The sequence below is a fragment of the Achromobacter aegrifaciens genome (assembly GCF_902859965.1).
In the GTDB taxonomy this organism is placed as follows: domain Bacteria; phylum Pseudomonadota; class Gammaproteobacteria; order Burkholderiales; family Burkholderiaceae_B; genus Achromobacter; species Achromobacter aegrifaciens.
On the sequence record NZ_CADIKO010000003.1, the window covers coordinates 1,095,062 to 1,117,155 of the forward strand.

At 65.4% G+C, this 22,094-nt stretch carries 25 protein-coding genes and 1 tRNA gene; 15 read left to right on the forward strand and 11 right to left on the reverse strand.

Annotation, left to right across the window (positions count from 1 at the left end):
• Window positions 1-162: 162 nt before the first annotated feature.
• Both HV793_RS24045 and HV793_RS24050 read right to left on the reverse strand, forming a co-directional pair.
• Window positions 163-1,038, reverse strand: a complete 876-nt coding sequence (locus tag HV793_RS24045; RefSeq protein WP_054451095.1) for an N-formylglutamate amidohydrolase — start codon at window positions 1,036-1,038, stop codon at window positions 163-165.
• Between the two features lie 68 nt (window positions 1,039-1,106).
• On the reverse strand, window positions 1,107-2,096 hold the full coding sequence (locus tag HV793_RS24050) for a Bug family tripartite tricarboxylate transporter substrate binding protein (protein ID WP_054451096.1): 990 nt from the start codon (window positions 2,094-2,096) through the stop codon (window positions 1,107-1,109).
• Between the two features lie 192 nt (window positions 2,097-2,288).
• Here HV793_RS24050 and gcvA point away from each other — a divergent pair, with 192 nt between their 5' ends.
• From gcvA to HV793_RS24065, 3 genes are all read left to right on the forward strand, one after another.
• A complete protein-coding gene (gene gcvA / locus HV793_RS24055) occupies window positions 2,289-3,215 on the forward strand; it encodes a transcriptional regulator GcvA (protein ID WP_054451097.1) in 927 nt (308 codons plus the stop codon).
• 7 nt (window positions 3,216-3,222) lie between these two features.
• Window positions 3,223-4,341: a tRNA 2-thiouridine(34) synthase MnmA gene (mnmA, locus tag HV793_RS24060; protein ID WP_054451098.1), complete on the forward strand. Its 1,119-nt coding sequence runs from the start codon at window positions 3,223-3,225 to the stop codon at window positions 4,339-4,341.
• A 112-nt stretch (window positions 4,342-4,453) separates the two neighbouring features.
• On the forward strand, window positions 4,454-5,272 hold the full coding sequence (locus tag HV793_RS24065) for a sulfite exporter TauE/SafE family protein (protein ID WP_054451099.1): 819 nt from the start codon (window positions 4,454-4,456) through the stop codon (window positions 5,270-5,272).
• A gap of 206 nt (window positions 5,273-5,478) precedes the next feature.
• On the opposite strand, the gene HV793_RS24070 is transcribed toward HV793_RS24065, so the two are convergent.
• Window positions 5,479-6,084, reverse strand: a complete 606-nt coding sequence (locus HV793_RS24070) for a glutathione S-transferase (RefSeq protein ID WP_054451100.1) — start codon at window positions 6,082-6,084, stop codon at window positions 5,479-5,481.
• A gap of 161 nt (window positions 6,085-6,245) precedes the next feature.
• Between HV793_RS24070 and purB the strand changes: the two genes are divergently transcribed.
• The 3 genes from purB (at window position 6,246) to HV793_RS24085 (ending at window position 9,014) form a co-directional block, all read left to right on the forward strand.
• Window positions 6,246-7,622, forward strand: a complete 1,377-nt coding sequence (purB, locus tag HV793_RS24075) for an adenylosuccinate lyase (RefSeq protein ID WP_054451101.1) — start codon at window positions 6,246-6,248, stop codon at window positions 7,620-7,622.
• A gap of 56 nt (window positions 7,623-7,678) precedes the next feature.
• Window positions 7,679-8,137 (forward strand): c-type cytochrome, encoded by a 459-nt coding sequence (locus HV793_RS24080; RefSeq protein WP_054451102.1) that lies wholly within the window; start codon window positions 7,679-7,681, stop codon window positions 8,135-8,137.
• 127 nt (window positions 8,138-8,264) lie between these two features.
• A complete protein-coding gene (locus HV793_RS24085) occupies window positions 8,265-9,014 on the forward strand; it encodes a class I SAM-dependent methyltransferase (protein ID WP_175214024.1) in 750 nt (249 codons plus the stop codon).
• Window positions 9,015-9,050: 36 nt separating this feature from the next.
• Here HV793_RS24085 and HV793_RS24090 read toward each other — a convergent pair whose 3' ends face one another.
• From HV793_RS24090 to HV793_RS24100, 3 genes are all read right to left on the reverse strand, one after another.
• Window positions 9,051-9,743 carry a cytochrome b/b6 domain-containing protein gene (locus tag HV793_RS24090; RefSeq protein WP_054451104.1) on the reverse strand — a complete coding sequence of 231 codons (693 nt, stop codon included), beginning with the start codon at window positions 9,741-9,743 and terminating at the stop codon, window positions 9,051-9,053.
• Between the two features lie 84 nt (window positions 9,744-9,827).
• On the reverse strand, window positions 9,828-10,109 hold the full coding sequence (locus HV793_RS24095; protein ID WP_054451105.1) for a hypothetical protein: 282 nt from the start codon (window positions 10,107-10,109) through the stop codon (window positions 9,828-9,830).
• 666 nt (window positions 10,110-10,775) lie between these two features.
• Window positions 10,776-11,135 carry a hypothetical protein gene (locus HV793_RS24100; RefSeq protein ID WP_119450525.1) on the reverse strand — a complete coding sequence of 120 codons (360 nt, stop codon included), beginning with the start codon at window positions 11,133-11,135 and terminating at the stop codon, window positions 10,776-10,778.
• 90 nt (window positions 11,136-11,225) lie between these two features.
• On the opposite strand from HV793_RS24100, the gene HV793_RS24105 reads away from it, so the two are divergent.
• The 5 genes from HV793_RS24105 to HV793_RS24125 all read left to right on the forward strand — a co-directional run bounded on the left by HV793_RS24105 (window position 11,226) and on the right by HV793_RS24125 (window position 15,913).
• Window positions 11,226-11,741 carry a GNAT family N-acetyltransferase gene (locus HV793_RS24105; protein WP_244958690.1) on the forward strand — a complete coding sequence of 172 codons (516 nt, stop codon included), beginning with the start codon at window positions 11,226-11,228 and terminating at the stop codon, window positions 11,739-11,741.
• A 155-nt stretch (window positions 11,742-11,896) separates the two neighbouring features.
• Window positions 11,897-12,610, forward strand: a complete 714-nt coding sequence (locus HV793_RS24110) for a DUF3053 family protein (RefSeq protein WP_175214025.1) — start codon at window positions 11,897-11,899, stop codon at window positions 12,608-12,610.
• A gap of 54 nt (window positions 12,611-12,664) precedes the next feature.
• Window positions 12,665-13,756 (forward strand): AI-2E family transporter, encoded by a 1,092-nt coding sequence (locus HV793_RS24115; RefSeq protein WP_175214026.1) that lies wholly within the window; start codon window positions 12,665-12,667, stop codon window positions 13,754-13,756.
• Window positions 13,757-13,873: 117 nt separating this feature from the next.
• Window positions 13,874-14,095, forward strand: coding sequence for a hypothetical protein (locus HV793_RS24120; protein ID WP_054451109.1), 222 nt, complete (start codon window positions 13,874-13,876; stop codon window positions 14,093-14,095).
• Between the two features lie 243 nt (window positions 14,096-14,338).
• The gene (locus HV793_RS24125) at window positions 14,339-15,913 is read left to right on the forward strand and encodes a GGDEF domain-containing protein (protein ID WP_054451110.1); all 1,575 of its coding nucleotides are present in this window, start codon (window positions 14,339-14,341) and stop codon (window positions 15,911-15,913) included.
• A gap of 11 nt (window positions 15,914-15,924) precedes the next feature.
• Here HV793_RS24125 and HV793_RS24130 read toward each other — a convergent pair whose 3' ends face one another.
• Entirely contained in the window at window positions 15,925-16,197 is a 273-nt protein-coding gene (locus HV793_RS24130; RefSeq protein ID WP_054451111.1) for a hypothetical protein, read from the reverse strand.
• Between the two features lie 154 nt (window positions 16,198-16,351).
• On the opposite strand from HV793_RS24130, the gene yddG reads away from it, so the two are divergent.
• Window positions 16,352-17,260 (forward strand): aromatic amino acid DMT transporter YddG, encoded by a 909-nt coding sequence (gene yddG / locus HV793_RS24135; RefSeq protein ID WP_280528345.1) that lies wholly within the window; start codon window positions 16,352-16,354, stop codon window positions 17,258-17,260.
• Window positions 17,261-17,289: 29 nt separating this feature from the next.
• Here yddG and HV793_RS24140 read toward each other — a convergent pair whose 3' ends face one another.
• Window positions 17,290-17,481 carry a hypothetical protein gene (locus HV793_RS24140; RefSeq protein ID WP_054451113.1) on the reverse strand — a complete coding sequence of 64 codons (192 nt, stop codon included), beginning with the start codon at window positions 17,479-17,481 and terminating at the stop codon, window positions 17,290-17,292.
• Window positions 17,482-17,758: 277 nt separating this feature from the next.
• Here HV793_RS24140 and HV793_RS24145 point away from each other — a divergent pair, with 277 nt between their 5' ends.
• From HV793_RS24145 to HV793_RS24155, 3 genes are all read left to right on the forward strand, one after another.
• A complete protein-coding gene (locus HV793_RS24145; RefSeq protein WP_119450523.1) occupies window positions 17,759-18,007 on the forward strand; it encodes a hypothetical protein in 249 nt (82 codons plus the stop codon).
• A 129-nt stretch (window positions 18,008-18,136) separates the two neighbouring features.
• Window positions 18,137-18,328, forward strand: coding sequence for a hypothetical protein (locus tag HV793_RS24150; protein ID WP_054451115.1), 192 nt, complete (start codon window positions 18,137-18,139; stop codon window positions 18,326-18,328).
• Between the two features lie 187 nt (window positions 18,329-18,515).
• Window positions 18,516-19,424, forward strand: a complete 909-nt coding sequence (locus tag HV793_RS24155) for a hypothetical protein (RefSeq protein ID WP_175214027.1) — start codon at window positions 18,516-18,518, stop codon at window positions 19,422-19,424.
• An 84-nt stretch (window positions 19,425-19,508) separates the two neighbouring features.
• On the opposite strand, the gene HV793_RS24160 is transcribed toward HV793_RS24155, so the two are convergent.
• From HV793_RS24160 to egtD, 3 genes are all read right to left on the reverse strand, one after another.
• A tRNA-Met gene (locus tag HV793_RS24160) sits at window positions 19,509-19,585 on the reverse strand.
• A 124-nt stretch (window positions 19,586-19,709) separates the two neighbouring features.
• Window positions 19,710-21,026, reverse strand: coding sequence for an ergothioneine biosynthesis protein EgtB (egtB, locus tag HV793_RS24165; RefSeq protein ID WP_125473627.1), 1,317 nt, complete (start codon window positions 21,024-21,026; stop codon window positions 19,710-19,712).
• A 35-nt stretch (window positions 21,027-21,061) separates the two neighbouring features.
• Window positions 21,062-22,039: an L-histidine N(alpha)-methyltransferase gene (gene egtD / locus HV793_RS24170; RefSeq protein ID WP_175214028.1), complete on the reverse strand. Its 978-nt coding sequence runs from the start codon at window positions 22,037-22,039 to the stop codon at window positions 21,062-21,064.
• Window positions 22,040-22,094 lie beyond the last annotated feature (55 nt).

Genomic DNA, 22,094 nt, shown 5'->3' on the forward strand with positions numbered 1-22,094 from the left:
GGAAGTGAGGGAGAAGAACCAAGGTTGCATCGGCCCGCTGATGCCCGGCGGCGGGCCGAAAAAAAGCCCCATGGCGAACCATGGGGCTGGGGTCTTGCAACCCAACTGCTCCGGCCAGTCTGACTTTTGCGCTGGCCGGCACCTGCGCGCAAACGTCCGGCGTCAAGCCGTTTGCGCGCGAGTCCAGGTGATCAGCGCGGCGGTGAGTTCGCGCAGATCGGCCTTCAGGCGGCCGTAGTTTTCGGAAGGACGCAGCGAAACTTCGTCCATGTAGAGTTTGCGGTTGATCTCGATCTGCAGACTGTGGCGGCCTTCTTCGGGGCGGCCGAAGGCGCGCACCAGCTCCACGCCCTTGTAGGGATCGTTGACTGTGACGTTGTAGCCGCGTTCGCGCAGCCAGGCGGCGATGAATTCGCGGAAGGCCGGGTCGCTGGTGCTGCCGTCGCGGTCGCCCAGTACGAAGTCGGGGTGGACCAGGCCCGGGCGGTCGGTGGCGTAGGCGCCGGCGACGCTGGGCATGGAGTGGCAGTTGATGTGCCAGACCTTGCCGAACTTCTTGTGGGCTGCGTCCAGCACCTGGCCCAGCGCGGCGTGGTAGGGCTTCCAGCAGGCGTCGATGCGGTGGCGCACTTCCGCGACCGTGAGCTTGCGGTTGTAGAGCGGCGTGCCGTCGTCCAGCATGCGCCAGATCAGGCCCTTGCCCAGCTTGACCTTGGGCGAGGCGTTGATGGCGTCGGGCCAGGCGGCGTCCAGCAGCAATTCGTCGATTTCGTCGGGCGAGCGGTTGGCGTCGATGTAGGCGCGCGGGAACGCGGCGGCAATCATCGGCACGCCCATTTCGATGGCGTCGCCCCACAGGTCGTCAACCCAGGTGTCCTCGGCGGTGCGCAATGCGCCAAAGTCCACCGCAGCCGCGAAATCGGGGGGGTAGGCGGTGCCGCTGTGCGGGGAGTCCAGCACGAGGGGAGCCGAGGAGTCCGAATCAGGATATTGCTGCGGGAGGTCGAGCCGGTAAGACAGGGGTTGGGTAATTCGCATAAGGGGGTGTTGCGTTCGTTAATCGGAGGTCCTCGCGCACCGGCGGGCGCGCGAGGACCGAAGATCGCTTAGTCGATCTTCACGTTGGCTTCTTTGGCGATGCGCTTGTTCTTGGCGATTTCAGCCGAGATCTGCGCCGCGAATTCGGCCGGAGTGTTGGCGGCCGGCGCGGCGCCCAGGGCTTCCAGGCGGGTCTTGACGTCGGCTTCGGCGCTGACCTTCTGCACGGCTGCGTTCAGCTTGTCCAGCACGGGCTGCGGCAGCTTGGCGGGAGCCACCAGGCCGAACCAGGACGCGTCGTTCACGGCCGGCAGGCCGGCTTCGGCGAACGTGGGCACGTCGGGCAGGGCGGCCACGCGCTTGGGCGAGGCCACGGCCATGGCGATCAGGCGGCCGGATTGCACGTGCGGCAGCGAGGAGGGCAGGTTGTCATACATGACGTCGACCTGGCCGGCCAGCGCGTCGTTCAGCGCCGGGCCCACGCCGCGGTACGGCACGTGCATCAGGTTGGTGCCCGAAGCCATCTTGAACAGTTCGCCCATCATGTGCGAGACCGAACCGTTGCCGGCCGACGCGTAGGTCAGCTTGCCCGGCTCGCTCTTGGCCAGCTTGATGAAGTCGGCGATGTTCTTGGCCTGGACCTTCGGGTTGATGGTCATGATGTTGGGCACGGCCGCCAGGTTCGAGATGGGCGTGAAGTCCTTCTCGCCATCGAACGGCAGGTTCGGGTAGATGGCCGGGTTGATGCCGTGGGTGCTCACGGTGGCGATGCCCAGGGTGTAGCCGTCCGGCGCGCTGCTGGCGACGAAGGCGCTGCCGATCGAACCGCCGGCGCCGCCGCGGTTTTCCACCACGACGGTCTGGCCCAGCTCCTTGCCCAGCTTGTCGGCGAACAGGCGACCGACGATGTCGGTGGTGCCGCCGGGCGGGAAGGGAACGATCAGGCGGATGGGCTTGGTCGGATACGCGTCTTCAGCGTGCGCGATACCCGAGGTCAGCGGCGCGGCGAGGGTCGCGGCGGCGACGCACAGGCCCAGTACTACGTTACGGCGTTGCATGGATTCCCCTAATGAATTGGAAAGCGGATGCGCAAAGGCAGACGCAAACGCAACGATTCTTTCCTGGCGGTCCGGTTTGCGCAAACGAAAGTTTCTCCGTAAGCTATGACTTTTTTTCATGCCTCTTTTCGCGGCGGCCCGGAACAGGGCCATTTTCGTTGCGCGGCCTGAAACAATTTGCGTACCTTATCCATGCGGCGATTCTGTCCCTCACTCACGGATCTCCAGGCGTTCGAAGTCGCCGCGAGACATAGCAGTTTCACGCGCGCGGCGCAGGAATTGTGTGTCACGCAGGGCGCGGTCAGTAAGCAGGTGAAACATCTGGAGGAGTTCGTCGGCATCGAACTATTCCTGCGAATCAGGCAAGGTCTGGTCCTGACCGAGGCCGGACGCAGTTACCTGACCAAGATCCAGGCCGGGCTGGGCCAGATCGAAGCCGCCACCGTGGAACTGATCGCGCACCAGGGGCAGGGCGGCACGCTCAACCTGACCTGTATGCCGACTTTCGGGGCGCGCTGGCTGATCCCGCGCCTGACCGCCTTCATGCGCCTGCGGCCGGACATCCATGTCGAATTCCTGCCTCACCGCCAGGGCTATGATTTCTCCACCCCTGAACTGGACGCTGCCGTGCGCTTCGGCGAAGGCATCTGGCCGGGCAGCGGGGCGGACTACATCGTCGGCCGCGAAATCCTGCCGGTCTGCAGCCCGCGCCTGATCCCGGGCGGCTGTGCGGCGCCCGCGGACCTGCTGGCCTATCCGCTGCTGCACCATACCTCGGCGCTGGAAGGCTGGCGCGACTGGTTCGAGCAGGCTGGATGCGATACCCGGCGCAGCCTGGAAGGCGCGCGCTTCGACCAGTACGCGCTGCTGTCGCAGGCGGCCGCGGCCGGCTTCGGCGTGGCGCTGATTCCGCGCTGCCTGATCGAGGACGAGCTGCGCGACGGCAAGCTGGCCGTCGCCATCCAGCTGCCGATACGGGCGCGCATGGGGTACTACCTGTGCTATCCGGAGCAGAAGGCCAACCTGCCCACCCTGCAGGCTTTCCGTACCTGGCTGATGGAAGTGTCGCGGGCGGCCGAGCCGCAGCCGCAGGAAGATGTACGGACCGATCTAAAATAGACCCATCATGAGTCAAAAACTTACCAAGAAAGGCCGCGTTGTCGTCGGCATGTCCGGCGGGGTCGATTCTTCGGTCACCGCCTGGCTGCTCAAGCAGCAAGGCTACGAGGTCGTCGGCCTGTTCATGAAGAACTGGGAAGACGACGACGATTCCGAATACTGTTCCACCCGCCAGGACCTGCTGGACGCCGCCAGCGTCGCGGATCTGGTCGGGGTCGAGTTCGAGTTCGTCAATTTCGCCGCCGAATACAAGGACCGCGTGTTCGCGGAGTTCCTGCGCGAGTACTCCGCGGGCCGCACGCCCAACCCGGACGTGCTGTGCAATGCCGAGATCAAGTTCAAGGCCTTCCTCGACCATGCCATGGCGCTGGGCGCCGAGCATATCGCCACCGGCCACTACGCGCGGGTGCGCGAGGTGCCGGCCGAAGGCGGCGGCACGCAGTTCCAGCTGCTCAAGGCGCTGGATGCGTCCAAGGACCAGAGCTACTTCCTGCACCGCCTGAATCAGGCGCAATTGTCGCGCACCATGTTCCCGCTGGGCGAGATCCATAAGACCGAGGTGCGGCGTATCGCGCACGAGATCGGCCTGCATAACGCCGCCAAGAAGGATTCCACGGGTATCTGCTTCATCGGCGAGCGGCCGTTCCGCGAGTTCCTGAATCGCTACCTGCCGACCGAGCCGGGTCCGATCATGACGCCGGAAGGTCAGAAGGTAGGCCGTCACGAAGGGCTGTCGTTCTATACGCTAGGCCAGCGCAAGGGCCTGGGCGTGGGCGGGGTGAAGGGGCGCCAGCGCGAGGACGGCACGGCCGAAGCCTGGTACGTGGCGCGCAAGGACCTGGAGCGCAATGTGCTCTACGTGGTGCAGGGGCATGACCATCCCTGGCTGCTGTCGGGCGAGCTGCGGGCGCAGGACGCGAGCTGGGTCGCCGGCCACGCGCCAGCCCCGGGCGCCTATGGCGCCAAGACGCGCTACCGCCAGGCCGATGCCGCGTGCAGTCTGGCTGGCGCTGCCGACGGCACCTTCAGCCTGAGCTTTACCGAACCGCAGTGGGCGGTCACGCCCGGACAGTCCGCCGTGCTTTACGATGGCGAGGTTTGCCTGGGCGGCGGCATCATCCTGTAGGTATGGGCGCCGCGCCGGCATTCGCCGCGTGACGTGCACGGATTTCAATCAAAGCCCCTCGGGCGCGGCCCTTGGGGCTTTGTTCATTACCAAGAAGAAAGAGGAGACAGTTGTGGATGTAACGATGGTGATTTGCCTGCTGGTGCTGGGCGGCGTGGTGGGTTTCGCCGCGGGCCTGCTGGGCATAGGCGGAGGCATGTTGCTGGTGCCTTTCCTGACGATGCTGTTCGCGTGGAAGGGCATGCCTGCCGACCTGGTGGTGCATGCCGCCATCGCCACGTCGATGACCTCGATCCTGTTCACTTCCATTTCCAGCGTGCGGGCGCACCAGCAGCGCGGCACGATCAAATGGAACATCGTCTGGGCGATGGCGCCGGGCATCATCATCGGCGGCCTCCTTTCGGGCGGCGCGGTCTTTGCCGCGCTCAGCACGCTGTGGCTGTCGCTGTTCTTCGCGCTGTTCGTCGGCTATTCCGGCTGGAGCATGCTGCAGAACAAGAAGCCCAAGCCCAGCCGCCAGATGCCGGGCGTGGTGGGCACCAGCGCGGCCGGCGCGGGCATCGGCTTTCTGTCCGGCCTGGTGGGCGCGGGCGGCGGTTTCCTGTCGGTGCCTTTCATGGTCTGGTGCAACGTGGCCCTGCACAACGCGGTGTCGACTTCGGCCGCGCTGGGCTTTCCCATCGCGCTGGCCAATAGCGTCGGTTACGTGGTGTCGGGCCTGAACTCGGGCGAGACACGTCCGGGAATGCTGGGCTACATCTACTGGCCGGCATTGATTGCGCTGGTGTGTACCAGCGTGCTGACGGCGCCTTTGGGTGCGCGCATGGCGCACCGCCTGCCGGTGCAGACCCTGAAGCGCGTATTCGCCTGCCTGCTGTTCGCGCTGGCCGCGTACATGCTGTTCAAGGCCTGGCAGACGTTCAACGCCTGAGCCAGGTAGGGCTGCGCCGATAGAAAGGCGCAGCTCACGCAAAAGCGCCGCCGATGCAGAAGCACAGGCGGCGCAGAGGCAAAGGCAGAACGGAAGCGCGGGCGGAGCAGGGGCGAGGCCAAGTAGAAGCCGGGCCGCACGGATCCGGCTCCGCCGGTCCGTAGCGGCGCCCCCTGGGGGGAGGCGCGCAGCGCCTCGGGGGGGGCTTATCCTGGAACGGTATCGATGAAGGACTGGCGCTGCGACAGCTTGTCGTACAGGCGGGCCAGGTTCTGGTGGTTGGTGCGCCAGTCGAGCGCGGCGAAGCGCAGGTCCAGATAGCCCAGCGCGCAGCCGACTGCGATGTCGGCCAGGCTGTAGTTGATGCCCATGCAGTGGGCGTTGTCGCCCAGGCTCTTGTTCATCGCGTCAAGGCTGGCATGGATCTTGGAATACTGGCGCTCGATCCATTCGGGGCTGCGCTGAGCCTCGGGACGCTGGTTTTCCTTGACGATGGTCACGCAGGCGTCCAGGAGGCCATCGGCGATGGCTTCCCAGCACTTGACCGCGGCGCGATCGCGCCCCGGCTGAGGAATCAGGCGGGCAACAGGGGACAGGGTGTCGACGTATTCGACGATGACGCGCGAATCGAAGAGGGCGCCGCCATCTTCCATGACCAGGCAAGGTACCTTGCCCAGCGGGTTGTACGTTTGGATCTGCGTGTCGGCGGACCAGACGTTTTCGAGTTCAAGCCGGTAGTCCAGCTTTTTCTCGGCCATGACGATACGCACTTTGCGCACGTAAGGACTGGTAAGCGAGCCGATCAGTTTCATGGAGTCACAAGCGGAGTCGGAAAGCGGCCGAAGTATAGCAGGCCGCATGACGGCAAGACGGCCAAAAGGCCGGAATCTTCGTCAGTTTGCCACAATGTTGCGCGCTTCCGGATGATAAAATCGCCCGATTCGCTCATTCCCCGCTTTTTCTCTTCCAGACCATGCAAATCGCCGATCAGCTCAGCCAACTCAACGCCCTTTCGCCACTGGATGGCCGGTACGCTTCCCGGGGCGACGCGCTGCGCGGCCTGCTCTCCGAAGCCGGTTTCATGGCGCACCGCGTCGAGGTCGAGGTGGCCTGGCTGGTCGCGCTGTCCGACGCCGGCCTGCCGGAGCTGCCCGCCTTCTCCGAAGCCGCCCGCGCCCGCCTGCAACAATTGGTGCGCGACTTCTCCGAGGCCGACGCCGCCCGCATCAAGGACATCGAACGCGTCACCAACCATGACGTCAAAGCCGTCGAGTACTGGCTGAAGGAAAAAGTGGCCGATGACGCCGAGCTGGCCCGCGCCGCCGAGTTCATCCACTTCGCCTGCACCTCCGAGGACATCAACAACACCTCGCACGCGCTGATGCTGACGCGCGCCCGCAACGAGGTCGTGGTGCCGCGCCTGCGCGAACTCGCCGCCAAGCTGAACGACATGGCGGTGGCCCAGGCCGATCAGCCCATGCTGTCGCGTACCCACGGCCAGCCCGCCAGCCCGACGACGCTGGGCAAGGAATTCGCCAACGTGGCCGCGCGCCTGAACCGCGCCATCGCCGCGGTCGAGGCCGTCGAACCGCTGGCCAAGCTGAACGGCGCCACCGGCAACTACAACGCGCACCTGTCGGCCTACCCCGAAATCGACTGGCCCGCCTTCAGCCAGCGCGTGCTGGCCGGCCTGGGCCTGACCCAGAACCGCCACACCATCCAGATCGAACCGCATGACTGGATGTCGGCCCTGTTCGACGCCATCACGCGCGCCAACATCATCGTGCTGGACCTGGATCGCGACGTCTGGGGTTACGTGGCGCTGGGCTATTTCAAGCAGCGCCTGAAGGAAGGCGAGGTCGGTTCCTCCACCATGCCGCACAAGGTCAACCCGATCGACTTCGAAAACTCCGAAGGCAACCTTGGCCTGGCCAACGCCGTGCTGCGCCACCTCGCGGACAAGCTGCCGATCTCCCGCTGGCAGCGCGACCTGACCGACTCCACCGTCCTGCGCAACCTGGGCGTGGGCCTGGGCTACTGCCTGGTGGCTTGGGATGCCTGCATGCGCGGCCTGGGCAAGCTTGAAGTCAACACCGTCGCCATCGACGCCGACATCGACGCCTGCTGGGAAGTGCTGGCCGAGCCGGTGCAGACCGTCATGCGCCGCTATGGCCTGCCGCAGCCGTACGAACAGCTCAAGGCCTTGACGCGCGGCAAGGGCATCACCGAGGAAGGCCTGCGAGAATTCATCCAGGGCCTGGCCCTGCCCGAAGAGCCCAAGGCGCGCCTGTTGGCGATGACCCCGCGCTCCTACATCGGGCTGGCCGCTGACTTGGCCCGGGCGGTATAGTCGCCTTGCCGCGCGCCCGGGGTGCGCGGCTTCTGTTGACCTTACGGGAGATTGCAATGAAGAAGTTGTCCACGCTCGCCGCGTTGGCCTGTATGACGGTTGGGCCCCTGCTGGCGACGAGCGCGTCCGCGCAGTTCGCCAAGCCCGAGGACGCCATCAAGTACCGCCAGTCGGCGCTGACGCTGATGGCTTCCCACTTCGGCCGCATGGCGCCGGTGGTCAAGGGCCAGCAGCCCTATGACGCCGCGCAGATCAAGGCCAATGTGGAAGTGCTGAAGACCTTGTCGGCCTTGCCGTGGACGGCTTTTGGCGCCGGAACCGAAGGCGGTGACGCGCGTCCTGAAGTCTGGAGCGACGCCGCGGGCTTCAAGCAGAAGCAGCAGGCCTTCCAGGACAATATCGTCAAGCTGTCGGCTGCTGCCGATGCCGGCGACCTGGACAAGCTGCGCGCTGCATTCGGCGACGTCGGCGCAAGCTGCAAGGCCTGTCACGACGCGTATCGCAAGAAGAAATAAAGCGCCTGCCGTCCGCGGACGGCATATGGACAAAGAGGCGCCAGCGTAACCGTTGGCGCTTTTTTTTATGGCGTTGCCGAGCGTGAGTCCCTGGGATTGCGCGTCGGTCCCGCGCAGGGGAGAGGGGATGAAATCCTTTGATGAACTGGTGGCAGAGGCCGACGCCGCCGATATCAGCGGGTGGGGCTTCGGCTGGCTGACGGGGCGCGCTTCCGAGGAGCGTCCGCCGTGGGGCTACGCCAGGCTGCTTGCGCAGCGCCTGGCCACAGTGCGGTCGGCGCTGGACCTGGATACGGGCGGCGGCGAAGTGCTGGACGAGGCTCCGTACTTTCCACCGACGATGTGCGCGACCGAAGCCTGGCCGGCCAATGCCAGGAAAGCGCATGAACGCCTGGCCGCTCGTGGCGTGCGGCTAGTGCAGACTGCGCCGGGCGCTGGCTTGCCGTTTGCCGATGCGTCGTTTGAGCTCGTGACGTCCAGGCATCCCGTGAGCCCGGATTGGGCAGAAGTCCGCCGGGTCCTCAGGCCGGGCGGGCATTACTTCGCCCAGCATGTGGGGCCGGCTTCGGCCTTCGAACTGATCGAGCATTTCCTGGGGCCTTTGCCAGCGGCGCGGCGCCAGCGCGATCCGCAGGATGAAGCGGCCGCCGCGGAGGCTGCGGGATTGACCGTGACGGACTTGCGCACGGCCCGCTGCCAGATGGTGTTCCATGACGTGGGCGCCGTGATCTGGATCCTGCGCAAGTGCGTGTGGTGGGTGCCCGATTTTTCGGTGGCGAAGTATCGCGATGCCCTGTTGGCGCTGCATGAGCGGATGCGCGGCGGAGAGCCGTTCGTGGCCCATTCGACGCGGCACTTGATCGAGGCGCGGCGTTGAGTGGGCCGCAGCGCTGTTTTCGCGCTGCGTGAGCCGTCAGGAAAAAGACATGTCGGCCGCGACTTCCAGCGACCGGATCCACAGTACCAGGACCGTGACACAGGCGCCCAGCACCAGCGCGCGCAGCCAGACAGCGAAACCGTCCTGCGTGGGGGGCGTGCCGGCGGGCACGTCCTTGGCATCGACCTTGCCGGTGATGATGGCGCGCACCAGGCGCTTGCGGCGCACCAGCGCGTACCAGAGCACAGCTGCAATATGAAGGGCGACCAGGGCCAGGATGACCCACTCGTTCAGCTTGTGCCAGGACGTCATGGCGGCGGAAATGGATTCGCTGACGTGGCCGAACAAGGGGCCCTGCGTCATGATGTCGTCGGTGGTGAACAGGCCGCTGAGCGCCTGGAAGCCGATGACCAGCAGCAGCGCCAGCACCGATAGCGCGCCCAGCGGGTTGTGGCCTGCGGGCGCCGCGGCGCCCTTCAGATAGCGGGCCACGGCCGCCGGGCCGCGCACGAAGTGCGAGAAGCGGGCGTAGCGCGGGCCGACGAATCCCCACAGCAGGCGAAACAGGATCAGGCCCAGCGCCGTACAGCCGAAGCGCACGTGCCAGTCCATGTACAGGCCGCCCAGCTTCACGCTGACGAACGCGCCGACGATGCAGACGACGAGCGCCCAATGGAAGAGGCGGGTGGGAAGGTCCCAGATGTGGACCGCGAGACGGTTGTTCTGCATGGTGGGATCGCCAGGGCTGTATTGCCGGGGACTTTATCACGCACAAATTGCCCCGTTGCTGGCGCAACGGGGCGGGGTACCGCTTCAGTGAGTGGCGCTGCGCACCGGTTCGATGCGATGCACGTGCTCATGGCGGAAGCGGATGCGCTGGCCGGGGGCCTTTTGCGCGGGTGCGCCGCAGGGCACGACTTCCGTCGTGTAGGTGGTCGTGCCGTCGATGGGCGCGTTGTAGATGACCGTGGCGCGGATTTCCGGGCCATTTGCGGGCTTCAGGTAAACGATGTCGCCGATATGGATCGGCATGTTGTCCAGCGTGGTATGGGCCGGGCGTCGGATCAGGTCCGAAGTCGTGAAACGAGTATTCATGGTGTTTGTTCTCTTGGTTTCTAGTTATGGGAAAAGCCGCGTCTGGTCGCGTGGCGTGCAGCATTCCTGCCGCGTGCCGCTGCCAGCCGTATCGAATCGGACAGGCGTGTCGTGACACTAACGCATATTTGCCGCCGTCCTTTTGCGCATTCTCATGTTTTGCGCGCACGGCCAGGCGGCGCAATGCTGTCCATCAGTCCGGGACAGCATCGTTTCGGGCTGCGCGATGCGCGAACATGCGCAAAGCATGCGTGCGGACGTACGCGGCCCGAGGGTTCGTGCAGGACAGGCAGGCCCTGCTGATTGCGGCGCGGTTATCGGTAATCGTCGCTTGCGCGTGTTGTAAGCGCCGCTGATTGTCTTGTTGCTTCTTGCCAAGCCGGACTGGCGGTTTGGTGAAGGCGTCTTGTTCCAGGCCGCAATCCGGATTTGCGGTTTTCGCAAATGGGACGGGATGCTTGGGCTTGGATGTTTTCGAGGGTCTGCTTCGGCGTCTGGGGAGGGGCTGATGTACAGGCCTCAGTGCCAGCGCCGTCGTTTATCACCGCGTTTTTTCGTATGGAATTTGGCGAAAACGGCAGAACTCAACCAGTAATATTACAGGCAGTTGATGCTTTTGGCAAGTGTTTTGTGGTAGGGAGGAGACTCCTCCCCCGTCCTTGGCCTTTAATGGGTTGCCGGGCGAGCCTGGCGCTGGGCTTCGATGATGAGGCCTTCCAGGCGCGGCGACATGCGCAGCGCCACTTGCGCGCTGGTCTGGCCGTCCGGCTGGTTTTCGGTTTCCAGGGCGAGTTCGATGCGCTCGTTGTCGAAGGCTTCGGGGGCGGCCTGGATCTCCACATAGCGGGCCAGCAAGGCGTCGACCGCCTTTTGCGCGTCGGCCAGCGCCTCGTCGGACAATTGCCCAGGGCTCAGGTACTGGTTGACCACCCGCGCCAGATCGGTCATGAAGAACAGCAGGGCGGCCGCGCCGCGGCAATCGGGATGGGCAAAGCCCCAGGTATCGGAGGTGGCGTTTTGAGTCATGTCTTGGGGCTGAGCTGTGTTGCAGGGCCGTAATGGCGGAAAACGCCATTTTATGGGATCGGACTACGGGCCCGCATCAGGCATACTGCCATGCCTATGATCAGACTCGCACGACCTTCAGACCTGGCCAGCCTGGCCGATATCGAACGCTCCGCCGCGCGGCGCTTCCTGGGCACGCACATGGCGTGGGCCGCCGGCGACGATACGGCGCCGCACGCCGAGCTGGCGCAGGCGCAGGCGGCCGGATTGCTTTGGATCGCAGAAGGCGAGGGCCAAGCCGCAGGCTTTGCGCTGACCCGGCCCATGGATGGCGATCTCTACCTGGCCGAAATGGCGGTAGCGCTGCCGTGGCAGGGGCGTGGCCTGGGCCGGGCGCTTCTGGCCGCCGTGTGTGCGCATGCCCGCAATGCCGGCTGCTACCGGTTCGTGGTGCTGACCACCGACCGCGAACTATCCTGGAACAGGCCGTTTTATCTGCGGCAAGGTTTCGTCGACGTCGCGACAGAGGAACTCTCGCCCGGGTTGCGGACGCGCCTGAGCCATGAGGCGGCCATGGGTTTTGATCCTGCCCGCCGCTGCGCCATGGCGTATCCCCTGGAGCCATGATGCGGGCGGCGCCCCCTGTGTCAACACGCTTCGATAGCAACAAAATCCGCCCGCTGGCAGCGTCGGAAAGCGCCTTCGGGATAATCTGCCGGAGGGCGGCCGCCCGGTTCGCGGGCGGCGCCGGTTTCGCGAACCCGCATGCAAGGAGGATGGGCATGGCATTGCTGCGAGCTTGCCTGCTGGGCCTGGCGATGGCATCGATGCTGTTTCTGTCGGCCTGCGTCAACAAGGAACCCCAGGAGCGGGCCGCCTTCATCCAGCTGCTGCAAAGCCGGATGAACAGCGCGTCGCTGCTGCCCATCGGCAGCCTGAGCGAACCTGAAAAGGAGGCCATCGGCGGCTATGCCGATGCCTATGAGGTCATCGCCGATTTTCAGGAAATCCTGACGCAGGCAGCGGCGTCCATGCGTGACGCGTCGGAAGCCGAGACCCTGCGTTCCGTGGCCGATATCGTGGAACGGCGGGACCGCCTGGAGGCCGCGCGCAAGACGCTGGCCGAGCAGGCAGCCGAGGTGCAGCGGGCCCAGGCCAAGGCGGATAAGGCGCGTGCGGCGCTGGCGCTCCCGGCCGATCTGGCGCCCGTCTACGACGGTGTTTATGACGAAGCCGTGACGGCGCCCGCGGCCGAGGTGTTGGATGCCGCGGCCGCCATGGACGCGGTGGCGCGCGATGCGCTGGGCGTGGCGGATTTCGTCGCCGCCCATGCGCAGGACATCCTGCTGACGGACGGGCAGGCGCGTGTCGCCACGCCCACGCTGCAGCAGGAGCTGAACCTGCGCCTGCAGGGATTGAACGCGCAGTCGGATGTTCTGGAGCACGCGCGCGCCGTCTTGCGCCAGGCTGCCGGGCAGCCGCAGGACGCCCGCTGAACGGCGCTTTGTACAATGCGGGTCTCGCGGCGTCAGCCGAGCCTGGGACGTAATATGAGCGAATCTTCCAGCATGCACTACAGAACCTTTCTGCTCCTGCTGGTGGTGGTCACCATCGCATTCGGCTGGTTGTTGTGGCCTTTCTACGGCGCTGTTTTCTGGGGCGCTGTCCTTGCCATCATCTTTGCGCCGCTGCAGCGCCGGCTGGTGGCGCGCATCGGCGGACGGCGCAACCTGGCCGCGCTGATCACCTTGCTGCTGGTGCTGCTGCTGGTGATCCTGCCGCTCATCGTCATCAGCGGATCGCTGGTGCGCGAAGGGGCGAACCTCTATCAGAGCGTCAAGTCCGGGCAGATCAACTTCGGCGACTATTTCCAGCAGGCCATGGCGGCTTTGCCGCCGTCGGTGCATGATCTGCTGTCGCGCTTCGACCTGGCCGACATACCGAGCCTGCAGGAAAAACTCAGCGCGGGCGCCATGCAGGCCAGCCAGTTCCTGGCGACCCAGGCCTTGAACATAGGGCAGGACACGTTCCAGTTCGTGATCAGCTTCGGCATCATGCTGTACCTGCTGTTCTTCCTGTTGCGCGACGGCCCGCAGCTATCGGCGCGGCTCAAGCGCGCCATGCCGCTGAGCGACACGCACAAGCAGCATCTGCTGCGCAAGTTCACCACCGTGGTGCGCGCCACCGTCAAGGGCAACGTCGCGGTGGCCGCGGCGCAGGGCGCGCTGGGCGGCATCATCTTCTCGATCCTGTCGATCCAGGGTGCGCTGCTGTGGGGCGTGATCATGGGCTTTCTGTCCTTGCTGCCGGCGATCGGCGCGGGGTTGATCTGGGCTCCGGTCGCGATCTACTTCCTGTTGACCGGGGCCACGATCAAAGGCGTCGTGCTGATCCTCTTCGGCGTGCTGGTCATCGGCATGGTGGACAACGTGCTGCGCCCCATTCTGGTTGGCAAGGACACCAAGATGCCGGACTATGTCGTGCTGATATCCACGCTGGGCGGCATGGCTTTGTTCGGCCTGAACGGCTTCGTGATCGGCCCCTTGATTGCCGCGCTGTTCATGGCAAGCTGGGATTTGTTTGCCCCGCCGGTGGAAGGATTCACGGACGACGCCGCAGACAAGTCGCGCGCCCGAAAGTAGGCGCGGCGGATCGCCCGCCAGTCCGTCCGTTGCAAGACGGGTGTATGGTGTAGCAGGCCGGCTTCCATCGGGGCCGGCCTGTCGTATCAACCTCGACTTTTCGGGAGCGCGTCGGACATGGAATGGAAACTGCATCGATCGGGCTGGATCGAAGAACGCAACTTCGACATCGAATTCGCCGAGACGCCCGACGGCTACCACGCCCGGGTGCGGGTCTTCGGATTCCCGGTGCTGGAAGACACCAAGCATGTGTTTCCCAATGAGGCGCTGGCTGAAAAAGGGGCGCTGACGCTGCTCAAGACCCAGTTCACCGGCACCCCGGATCTGGAAGACCGGTAGACGTACCCGGCGGCGCGCCTCTGTAGTAAATTGGGGACGCGCCAGTTACGCCACATCCGTCTTGACGCGGCGAGGGGATTCCCATGGCGCGGATTGTGCGATTGCGAACTTCTGCAATAATTTCTGACGTTCGTTCGTCCTCTGGCCGTGGGCCGAGCGGAGCGTATCGGGAGGCGCATGGGTCCAGAGGTGTGGTTTCGATCGGCAGGCCGACGTTTGCGGACGTCGCAAGGCGAGGCCCCCGTGGCTGACGCCGAGAGCCTGGCCGTCGCGCGGACGCGTCGGCCGCGCCGCTATTCCATGCGCACGGGCCTGCTCACACTCGTGTTCGCGTGTATCACGCCCGCGCTGGTCATGGCGTCCGTGGCGGTCTACGAAAGCTACGTCATCCAGAAAGAGCGGATCTTCCGCGACACGATATTCCTGGCGCGCAATCTCACCGCGATTCTCGACCGCGAACTCACCGGCGTGGAGGCCGGCCTGCAAATGCTGGCGTCGTCGCCAGATCTCGTCGCCGGCGATCTGGCCGGTTTTCATCGGCGGGCGCGTGAATCCGTGCGTTTCCAGATCATCGACAGCTATGTCCTGACCGACAAGGATGGCCGCCAGTTGATCAATACGTCCGTGCCGTTCGGCAACGCCTTGCCGCCGACCGGCGCGTCCGCCGAGCTGGCCCACGTTTTCCAGACGCGCACGGCGGTGCTGACGGGGCTGTTCACCAGCAGGGTCAATCAAGGCCCCCTGATTGCGCTGGGCGTGCCGGTGCTGCGCAACGGCGAGGTCGCATACAGCTTGAACGTTGGCATCCTGCCTGAACGCATCGGCAATCTGCTGGGCAGGCGCGCCCTGCCGGACGGCTGGGTGGCAGCCGTGCTGGACGACAGCGGCACGATCCTCGCGCGCACACGAGACACCTCGAAATTCGTGGGCCAGAAGGCCGTTCCCGAACTGGCGCGGGCGGTGCAGCAGGAAAGCGAGGGCTCGCTGGAAACCATTACCAAGGAAGGCACGCCCGTCTACACCGCCTTCAGCCGCTCGTCGTTATCCGGCTGGACGGTTGCCGCCGGCGCGCCGATGAGTCTGCTGACCACGGATCTTTACCGCTCCATCGCCTGGATTGCCCTGGGCACCTTGTTGGCCTTCGGCCTGGGCTTGCTGCTGGCCTTGCGGTTGGCCAGCCGCCTGACCTCGTCCGTGCAGAGCCTGGTCGCGCCGGCGCTGGCGCTGGGCAAGGGGCATGCGGTGACGGTGCCGGGTACGCGCGTCAAAGAGGTTGCGGAAGTGGGCGGCGCCCTGGTACAGGCCTCGCGCATGCTGACGCATGCCCAGCACCTGGCGCACTACGATCCGCTGACCGGCCTGTGCAACCGCGTGCTGTTCAACGAATTGGTGCTGCGCGAGCTGGCGGTGGCGCAGCGCAGCGGCGAATCCTTCGCCATCCTGGCGATCGATCTGGACGGCTTCAAGGCGGTCAACGACCTGCATGGCCACGCCGCCGGCGATGCCGTGCTGCAGGAAGCGGCGGAGCGCATGGCAGACGCGATCCGCGTGTCCGACGTGGCGGCGCGGCTTGGGGGCGATGAATTCGCGGTCCTGCTGCTGGGCGCGGACAAGGAAAACGCCGGGCATGTCGCGCAGGCGCTGGTCGAAAACCTGTCCCTGCCGTATCCCGACGTCACTGTCGCCGTGTCCGCCAGCGTGGGCATTGCCGTGTATCCGCAATCCGGCGTCACCGTGCGCGAATTGCTGGAGCGCGCGGACCGGGCGCTGTACAAGGCCAAGGGACAGGGCAAGCGCAGGGTGGAGGCGGATCAGTAGCTCCGCGCGCCTCAGGACTCGGAGAGCGGCGGCGCCAGGGCGGTCAGGACTTCGCCCGATTTCAGCCTGTACCGGTTCCGATCCAGCGGCAACACCAGCTCCCCCTCGGTGGTGCGGTGTATGTAGCGGGCCGCGTCAGGCCGGGCCGCGTCAGGCCGGGCCGCGCTAGGCCGGGCCGCGGCTGTTCCCGGCATTTCCGCCCGCAAGAACACCTCAATTCGGTAGAGCCGGCCCGATTCCGTGCTGGCCAGCACGTCGCTCAATCTGCGTGTGGATATGGTCATGCGGGGCTTGCTCCTTTTTCTGCATTGTTCTGGCGGGCATTCTGAATACGGGGGGGGGCTGGCTTCATTGCAAGGCGGAGCGCCGCCGCGGGACGTGCGGCTTTTCGCTAAACTGCCCGGCTTGACGCCCCAAGGCGGGCAATCGGAATCGGTAATGCAACTCTCCCTGAGCCGGAACACGGCGACTTCACTGGGCTTGCTGGCGGTGCTGCTATGGGGCACCGTGGTCGGCCTGATCCGCAGCGTCAGCGAAAGCTTTGGGCCGGTCGGCGGCGCCGCGCTCATTTACACGGCGGGTTCGGCGTTCCTGGTGCTGCTGCTGGGCTTTCCGAAGCTGCGGGCCTTTCCGCGTTCCTATCTCATCGTCGGTAGCCTGCTGTTCGTTGCCTACGAGATCTGCCTCTCGCTCTCCCTGGGATTCGCCGCCAATCGGGGGCAGGCGATCGAGCTGGGTATCGTCAACTATCTCTGGCCCTGCTTTACCGTGATTCTGGCCATGCTCATCAATGGCCAGCGCGCCAATGCGTGGGTAGTGCCCGGCATACTGCTGTCGCTTGCCGGCATCGTCTGGGTCCTGGGCGGATCCGGCGGGCTATCCTGGGAGCGCACCCTCGCCAACGTGTCCAGCAATCCCCTCAGTTATGGGCTGGCCTTCAGCGGCGCCGTGATCTGGGCCGTCTATTGCAACGTCACGACGCGATTCGCCGATGGCAAGAACGGCGTTGCCTTGTTCTTCATGCTGACCGCGCTTGCCCTGTGGATCAAGTACCTGTCGGGCGCCGAGCCTGCGTTGGCCTTCACGTGGCCCGCCACGCTGGAGCTGCTGGTGACCGGCGGCGCCATGGCAGCGGGCTATGCGCTGTGGAACGTAGGGATACTCAAAGGCAACCTGACCTTGCTGGCCACGGCGTCCTACTTCACCCCGGTCTTTTCAACATTCTTTGCCGCGGTGTGGCTGTCGACCCGCCTGACCGCGTCGTTCTGGCAGGGCGTGGCCATGGTGACCGCCGGGTCGCTGCTGTGCTGGGCCGCAACGCGCGGCAAAGCCGCCCGGGGCGCGTAGCCCCAGGCGCATGCATTGCAATGATGGAATTATTCGATCAGCACGGTCTGCGCGACCGCGTATCCGAGCGGAATCAACAAGAGTGAAGCAAACAAGGAACTGGTAATCGCCGCCGAGATTCTCAGCCAGGGTTCGGACCCTGCGCTTTGAACCGTTTGAATCACCAACGCGACGATACCCACAACCATCAAACAGCTGATAACCACTGCTACATAAGTCATGTTGTCTCCGTCCTCGCCTGATTAAAGGGATGCGGCTGCCGCTGAGCGGTCTAGATGTTTGTATTGATTGTGCGCCTGTATTGGCGCAACAGGCCCTAGGGTTTTCCTGACGCAATGCGCGGTTTGTGGTGTTTTTGCTGCGGGGTGTGCAGCATGAATTCATGTGCGGTCGCAGCATTCATGGCCGTGTCGCCAGCGCCGGGTTTGCGCCGGCGCGTCTTGCGCCGGCGCGTCTTGCGCTACGATGGCGGCGTCGAGTCACGTTAAAGGCCGCCCCATGCCGCAACTGCGCCCAGGCACGCGCGCCACGTTGCAAGTCAGGCAATTGATGCCGGGAGAATTCGCCTGGATCATCACCTTGTTTGATCCCGAATCCGGCAATGTGCGCAGCACCAATTATTCGCCCAGGCGTTATGCCAGCCAGGACGAAGCCTCCGCCGCGGGCAAGGCCGCCGTCGTTGAGTTCCTGGGCAGCGGCGGGCAGAAAGCCGCCGAACCGGCCAGGGAAGGCAAGAGCAAATCCTGACCCCGCCGGCTGCGCACGCCTGAAAGCCCTCGCACAGAGGGCTTTTTTGCATTCACGCGCAACGGGCCGGGAATGCGGTTTGCTGATGGGACTGGGCGGCGCGTCTGGCGTCGCTTTCAGGAGCAAGCCATGTCCCAGTCCATGCATCGCGAACCCGGCGGGGGCGACCCGCCCGAACCCGACGATCCCGCCTTTCCCAACAATCCGCCGCCGGACGACCCGCCGCTGGATCCGACGCGGCCGCGCAGAGATCCCGACGTCATCGATCCCGTGCAGCCGCCGCCGAATCCGCGCGCGCCCGGCACGATCGACCTGGCCTGAGCGCTGCGCGCAACGCGCAGGACATCATCCAAGGAGGCTTTATGCGTTCCATCTTGCTGTGGCTGTTGGGCGTGCCCATTCCCATCATCATCCTGCTGGCGCTTTTTTGGCATTGAACCGAGAGGTTTTCCGCCGCGGCGGTACGTATTCGAGCAGCCGCGATGAACCGTGAACAAGGAACAGATCCATGGAAAACGCAACTTCATTGAGCCAGCCCTATCCCGGCGGCGTACCGCCCAGGGAATCCGCCATCTCGGCCGTATCCTGGGCCGCGGTGATCGCCGGGGCGGTCATCGCCGCAGCCCTTTCCCTGGCATTGTTCGCTGGCGGCACCGGGCTGGGCTTTCTTTCTGTTTCACCCTGGAGCGGCGAGGGCGCGACCGCGCCTGCAATAGGCATCGGCCTCATCGTGTGGATGCTGGCCACGCAGATCGTTGCCTATGGCATCGGCGGCTACGTCGCGGGGCGGCTGCGCACCAAATGGGTCGACGTGCACTCTGACGAGGTTTACTTTCGCGACACAGCACACGGCTTTCTGGTGTGGGCGTTGAGCGCGGTCGTCAGCGCCGTGCTGCTGGGCGCTTCCATCGCGGCCTTGGCTTCGGGCGTCGCCAAGGCGGGCGCAGCCGTGGCGGCCGGCGCCGGCACGGCTGCGACGGCCGCCGCTGCCGCGGGCGGGAGCGAGGGAATGTCGCAGATGCAGGGCTACTTTTCAGACGCCTTGCTGCGCTCCGAACGGCCCGACGCCAGCGTCGACCGCAACGGCGCGAGAGTAGAGGTGGGCCGCATCATGGCGATGAGCGCGGCGCGCGGCTCGATGACGGGCGAGGACCGCGACTATGTCGTGAAGGTCGTGGCTGCGCAGACCGGCATGGAGCCGGCGGCGGCGCAGCGCCGCGTCGAGCAGGCCGTGCAGAACATGAAACAGGCTGCCGACGACGCCCGGCAAAAGGCCAAGGAGGCCGCAGACCAGGCCCGCAAGGCCGCGGCAGCATTCGCGCTGTGGGGCTTCGCCTCGATGCTGATCGGCGCCTTCGTGGCCAGTCTGGCGGCGACCTGGGGCGGGAGGCGGCGCGACGCGGTGCGGTTGCCCTGAAGATAGGGGGCTTCGAATGCGCCGAGATCGGGCGCCACAACGAAAAAGCCCGGAGCCACCAAAGTGGTTCCGGGCTTTGAATCTTGGTGGCGCATCCCTGATTCGAACAGGGGACCTGCGGATTATGATTCCGTCGCTCTAACCGGCTGAGCTAATGCGCCATTTCGATTAATCCCTGGATTGCGTCACATCTGTGTCGCAATCAGTGATCAACGAAGAACGAAATTCTAGCACGAAATTTTTGATGCGTGCAAGCGATCAGCGATCAAATTTCAAAGAAACGCGTCAGGCGTCTCGCGCCAGCCTGATGCCCGAGAACTGCCAGCGGGCCTCGGGCGGGAAAAAATTGCGGTAGCTGGGGCGGATGTGGTCCCTGGGCGTGGCGCAGGAGCCGCCTCGCAGGACGTACTGGTTGCACATGAACTTGCCGTTGTATTCGCCTACCGCGCCGTTGTCGGGTTTGAAGCCGGGGTAGGCGTCGTAGGCGCTGGAGGTCCATTCCCAGGCGTCGCCGAATAGTTGCACGGGGCCGCCCGTGCCGTTGCGCGCAGGGGCCGGGCGCGTGTCCAGGTGGCCGTTCTCCAGCATGTTGGCGCGCCCGGCCAGCGCGCCTTCGGGCAGTTGGCGGGCGGCATGTTCCCATTCGGCTTCGCGCGGCAGCCGCACGCGCGCCCAGCGGGCGTAGGCATCGGCCTCGAAATAGCTGACGTGCGTGACCGGCGCCTGCAGTTCGAGTTCCTGCATGCCGCGCAGCGTGAAGATGCGCCAATCGTCGCGCTGTCCTTCCCAGTAGAGCGGCGCGCGCCAGCCCTCAGCGCAGACCATGTCCCAGCCCAGCGACAGCCAGAGTTCGGGCCGCTTGTAGCCGCCGTCCCGGATGAAGGCCAGGTACTCATGCTGGGTCACCAACCGGTCGGCCAGGTGGAACGGGGCCAGCAGCACGTCATGGGCCGGACCTTCGTTGTCGAATCCGAAGCCATTGCCGTCATGGCCGATGCGGGTGATGCCGCCGGCATAGCGCGTCCAGCCGGCGGGTGTGGAGGGCGGCAGTGCAGGCGGGCCGGGTGCGACGTAGGCCGGTTTGAGCGGGTTGGCCGACAGCATGTGCTTCAGGTCGGTCAGGATCAGCTCCTGGTGCTGCTGCTCATGATTCAGGCCCAGTTCCAACAAGGCGTCGAAGGCGGGATCGTTGCCGCCCAGCCGCGAGATCAGTTCATGCATCGCGCCGTCCACATGCCGGCGGTAGTGCTGCACTTCCGTCAGCGCGGGACGCGACAGCAGGCCGCGGCGCGGACGCGGATGCTTGGCGCCGACGGCGTTGTAGTAGGAGTTGAACAGCATGCGGTACTGCGGATGGAAGACCGCATAGGACGGGTGAAAGCGCGTCAGCAGAAAGGTCTCGAAGAACCAGGTGGTGTGGGCCAGATGCCATTTGACCGGGCTGCAGTCCGGCATGGATTGCACCTGGCAATCCTCGGGACTCAGCGGGGCGGCCAGGGCCGTGCTGGTCGAGCGCACCGCATCGTAGCGGTCGTGCTGGCCCGCCTGGCCGGCAGCGTAAGGTCCGGTGGCAGGGTGAGTCAGCAGGCACGCAGGTTCCATGGCGATCCTCCAGTGGCGTTGAGGGCAGGCCCGGGTTATGCGCGGGCGCTGAAAATCGAGAACCAGCCGCGGGAATCCGACCAGTGCGCGACGTCGCGGTAGCCGGCGCTTTGCAGCAGGTCGGCGAAGGCTTGGGGAGTGAACTTGTAGGAGTTTTCAGTGTGGATGCGTTCGCCGGCGCCGAACGCGCGCGCGCCTCCTGGCCACGCTACGCGCACTGCGCGCAACGCTTCCAGATGCATTTCGATGCGCGAGTCGGCGCTGTTGAACAGCGCCACATGGCGCCAGTCGTCCACGTCGAAATCGGCGTCCAGCACGCTGTTCACGTGCCGCAGCAGGTTCAGGTTGAAGGCCGCGGTCAGGTGCAGCGCATCGTCGTAGGCGGGCTCCAGCACTTGTTTGGGCTTGACGCGGTCCACGCCCACCAGCAAGCCGCCGCCCGCGCACTGTCCGCGGATTCGCCGCAGCATGGCGTGCGCGTCCGCGGGGCTGAGGTTGCCGATGCTGGAGCCGGGATAGAAGAACAGCCGCTGTTCGGCCGGAATGCTGGCCGGCAGAGCCAACGCGTGCGTGAAGTCCTGGCCGATGGCGGTGATTTGCAGGTCGGGGTAGGACAGCTGCAGGCGGCGCACTGCCGCTTGCAGGTAGTCGGCCGAGATGTCGATGGGCACGTAATGACGCGGACGCAGGCTGGGGAACAGGCGTTCAGCCTTGACGCAATCGCCCGCGCCCAGGTCGATCATCGAGAGCACCGGTCCGACGTGGCGCGCAATATCGGCGCCGTGGAGCTGGAAGATCTCGGACTCGCAGCGCGTCGGGTAGTACTCAGGGAGCTGCGTGATGGCGGTGAAGAGCGCCGAACCCAGCGCGTCATAGAGGAACTTGGGATCGATGTGCGCGTGGCGCGCCACCAAGCCTTCGTGCAGTTCAAGCTGCTCGGCGCTGGGAGGCTGCGACTCTTGCGCGATGAATTTCGGCGCGGCGGGGGCAAACAGTGCGGAAGGCGAAACCATGCGTCCTGTTCCTTTTCTGTCGTCGGGACGGCCCGTCGCCGGGGCGCCTCGGATG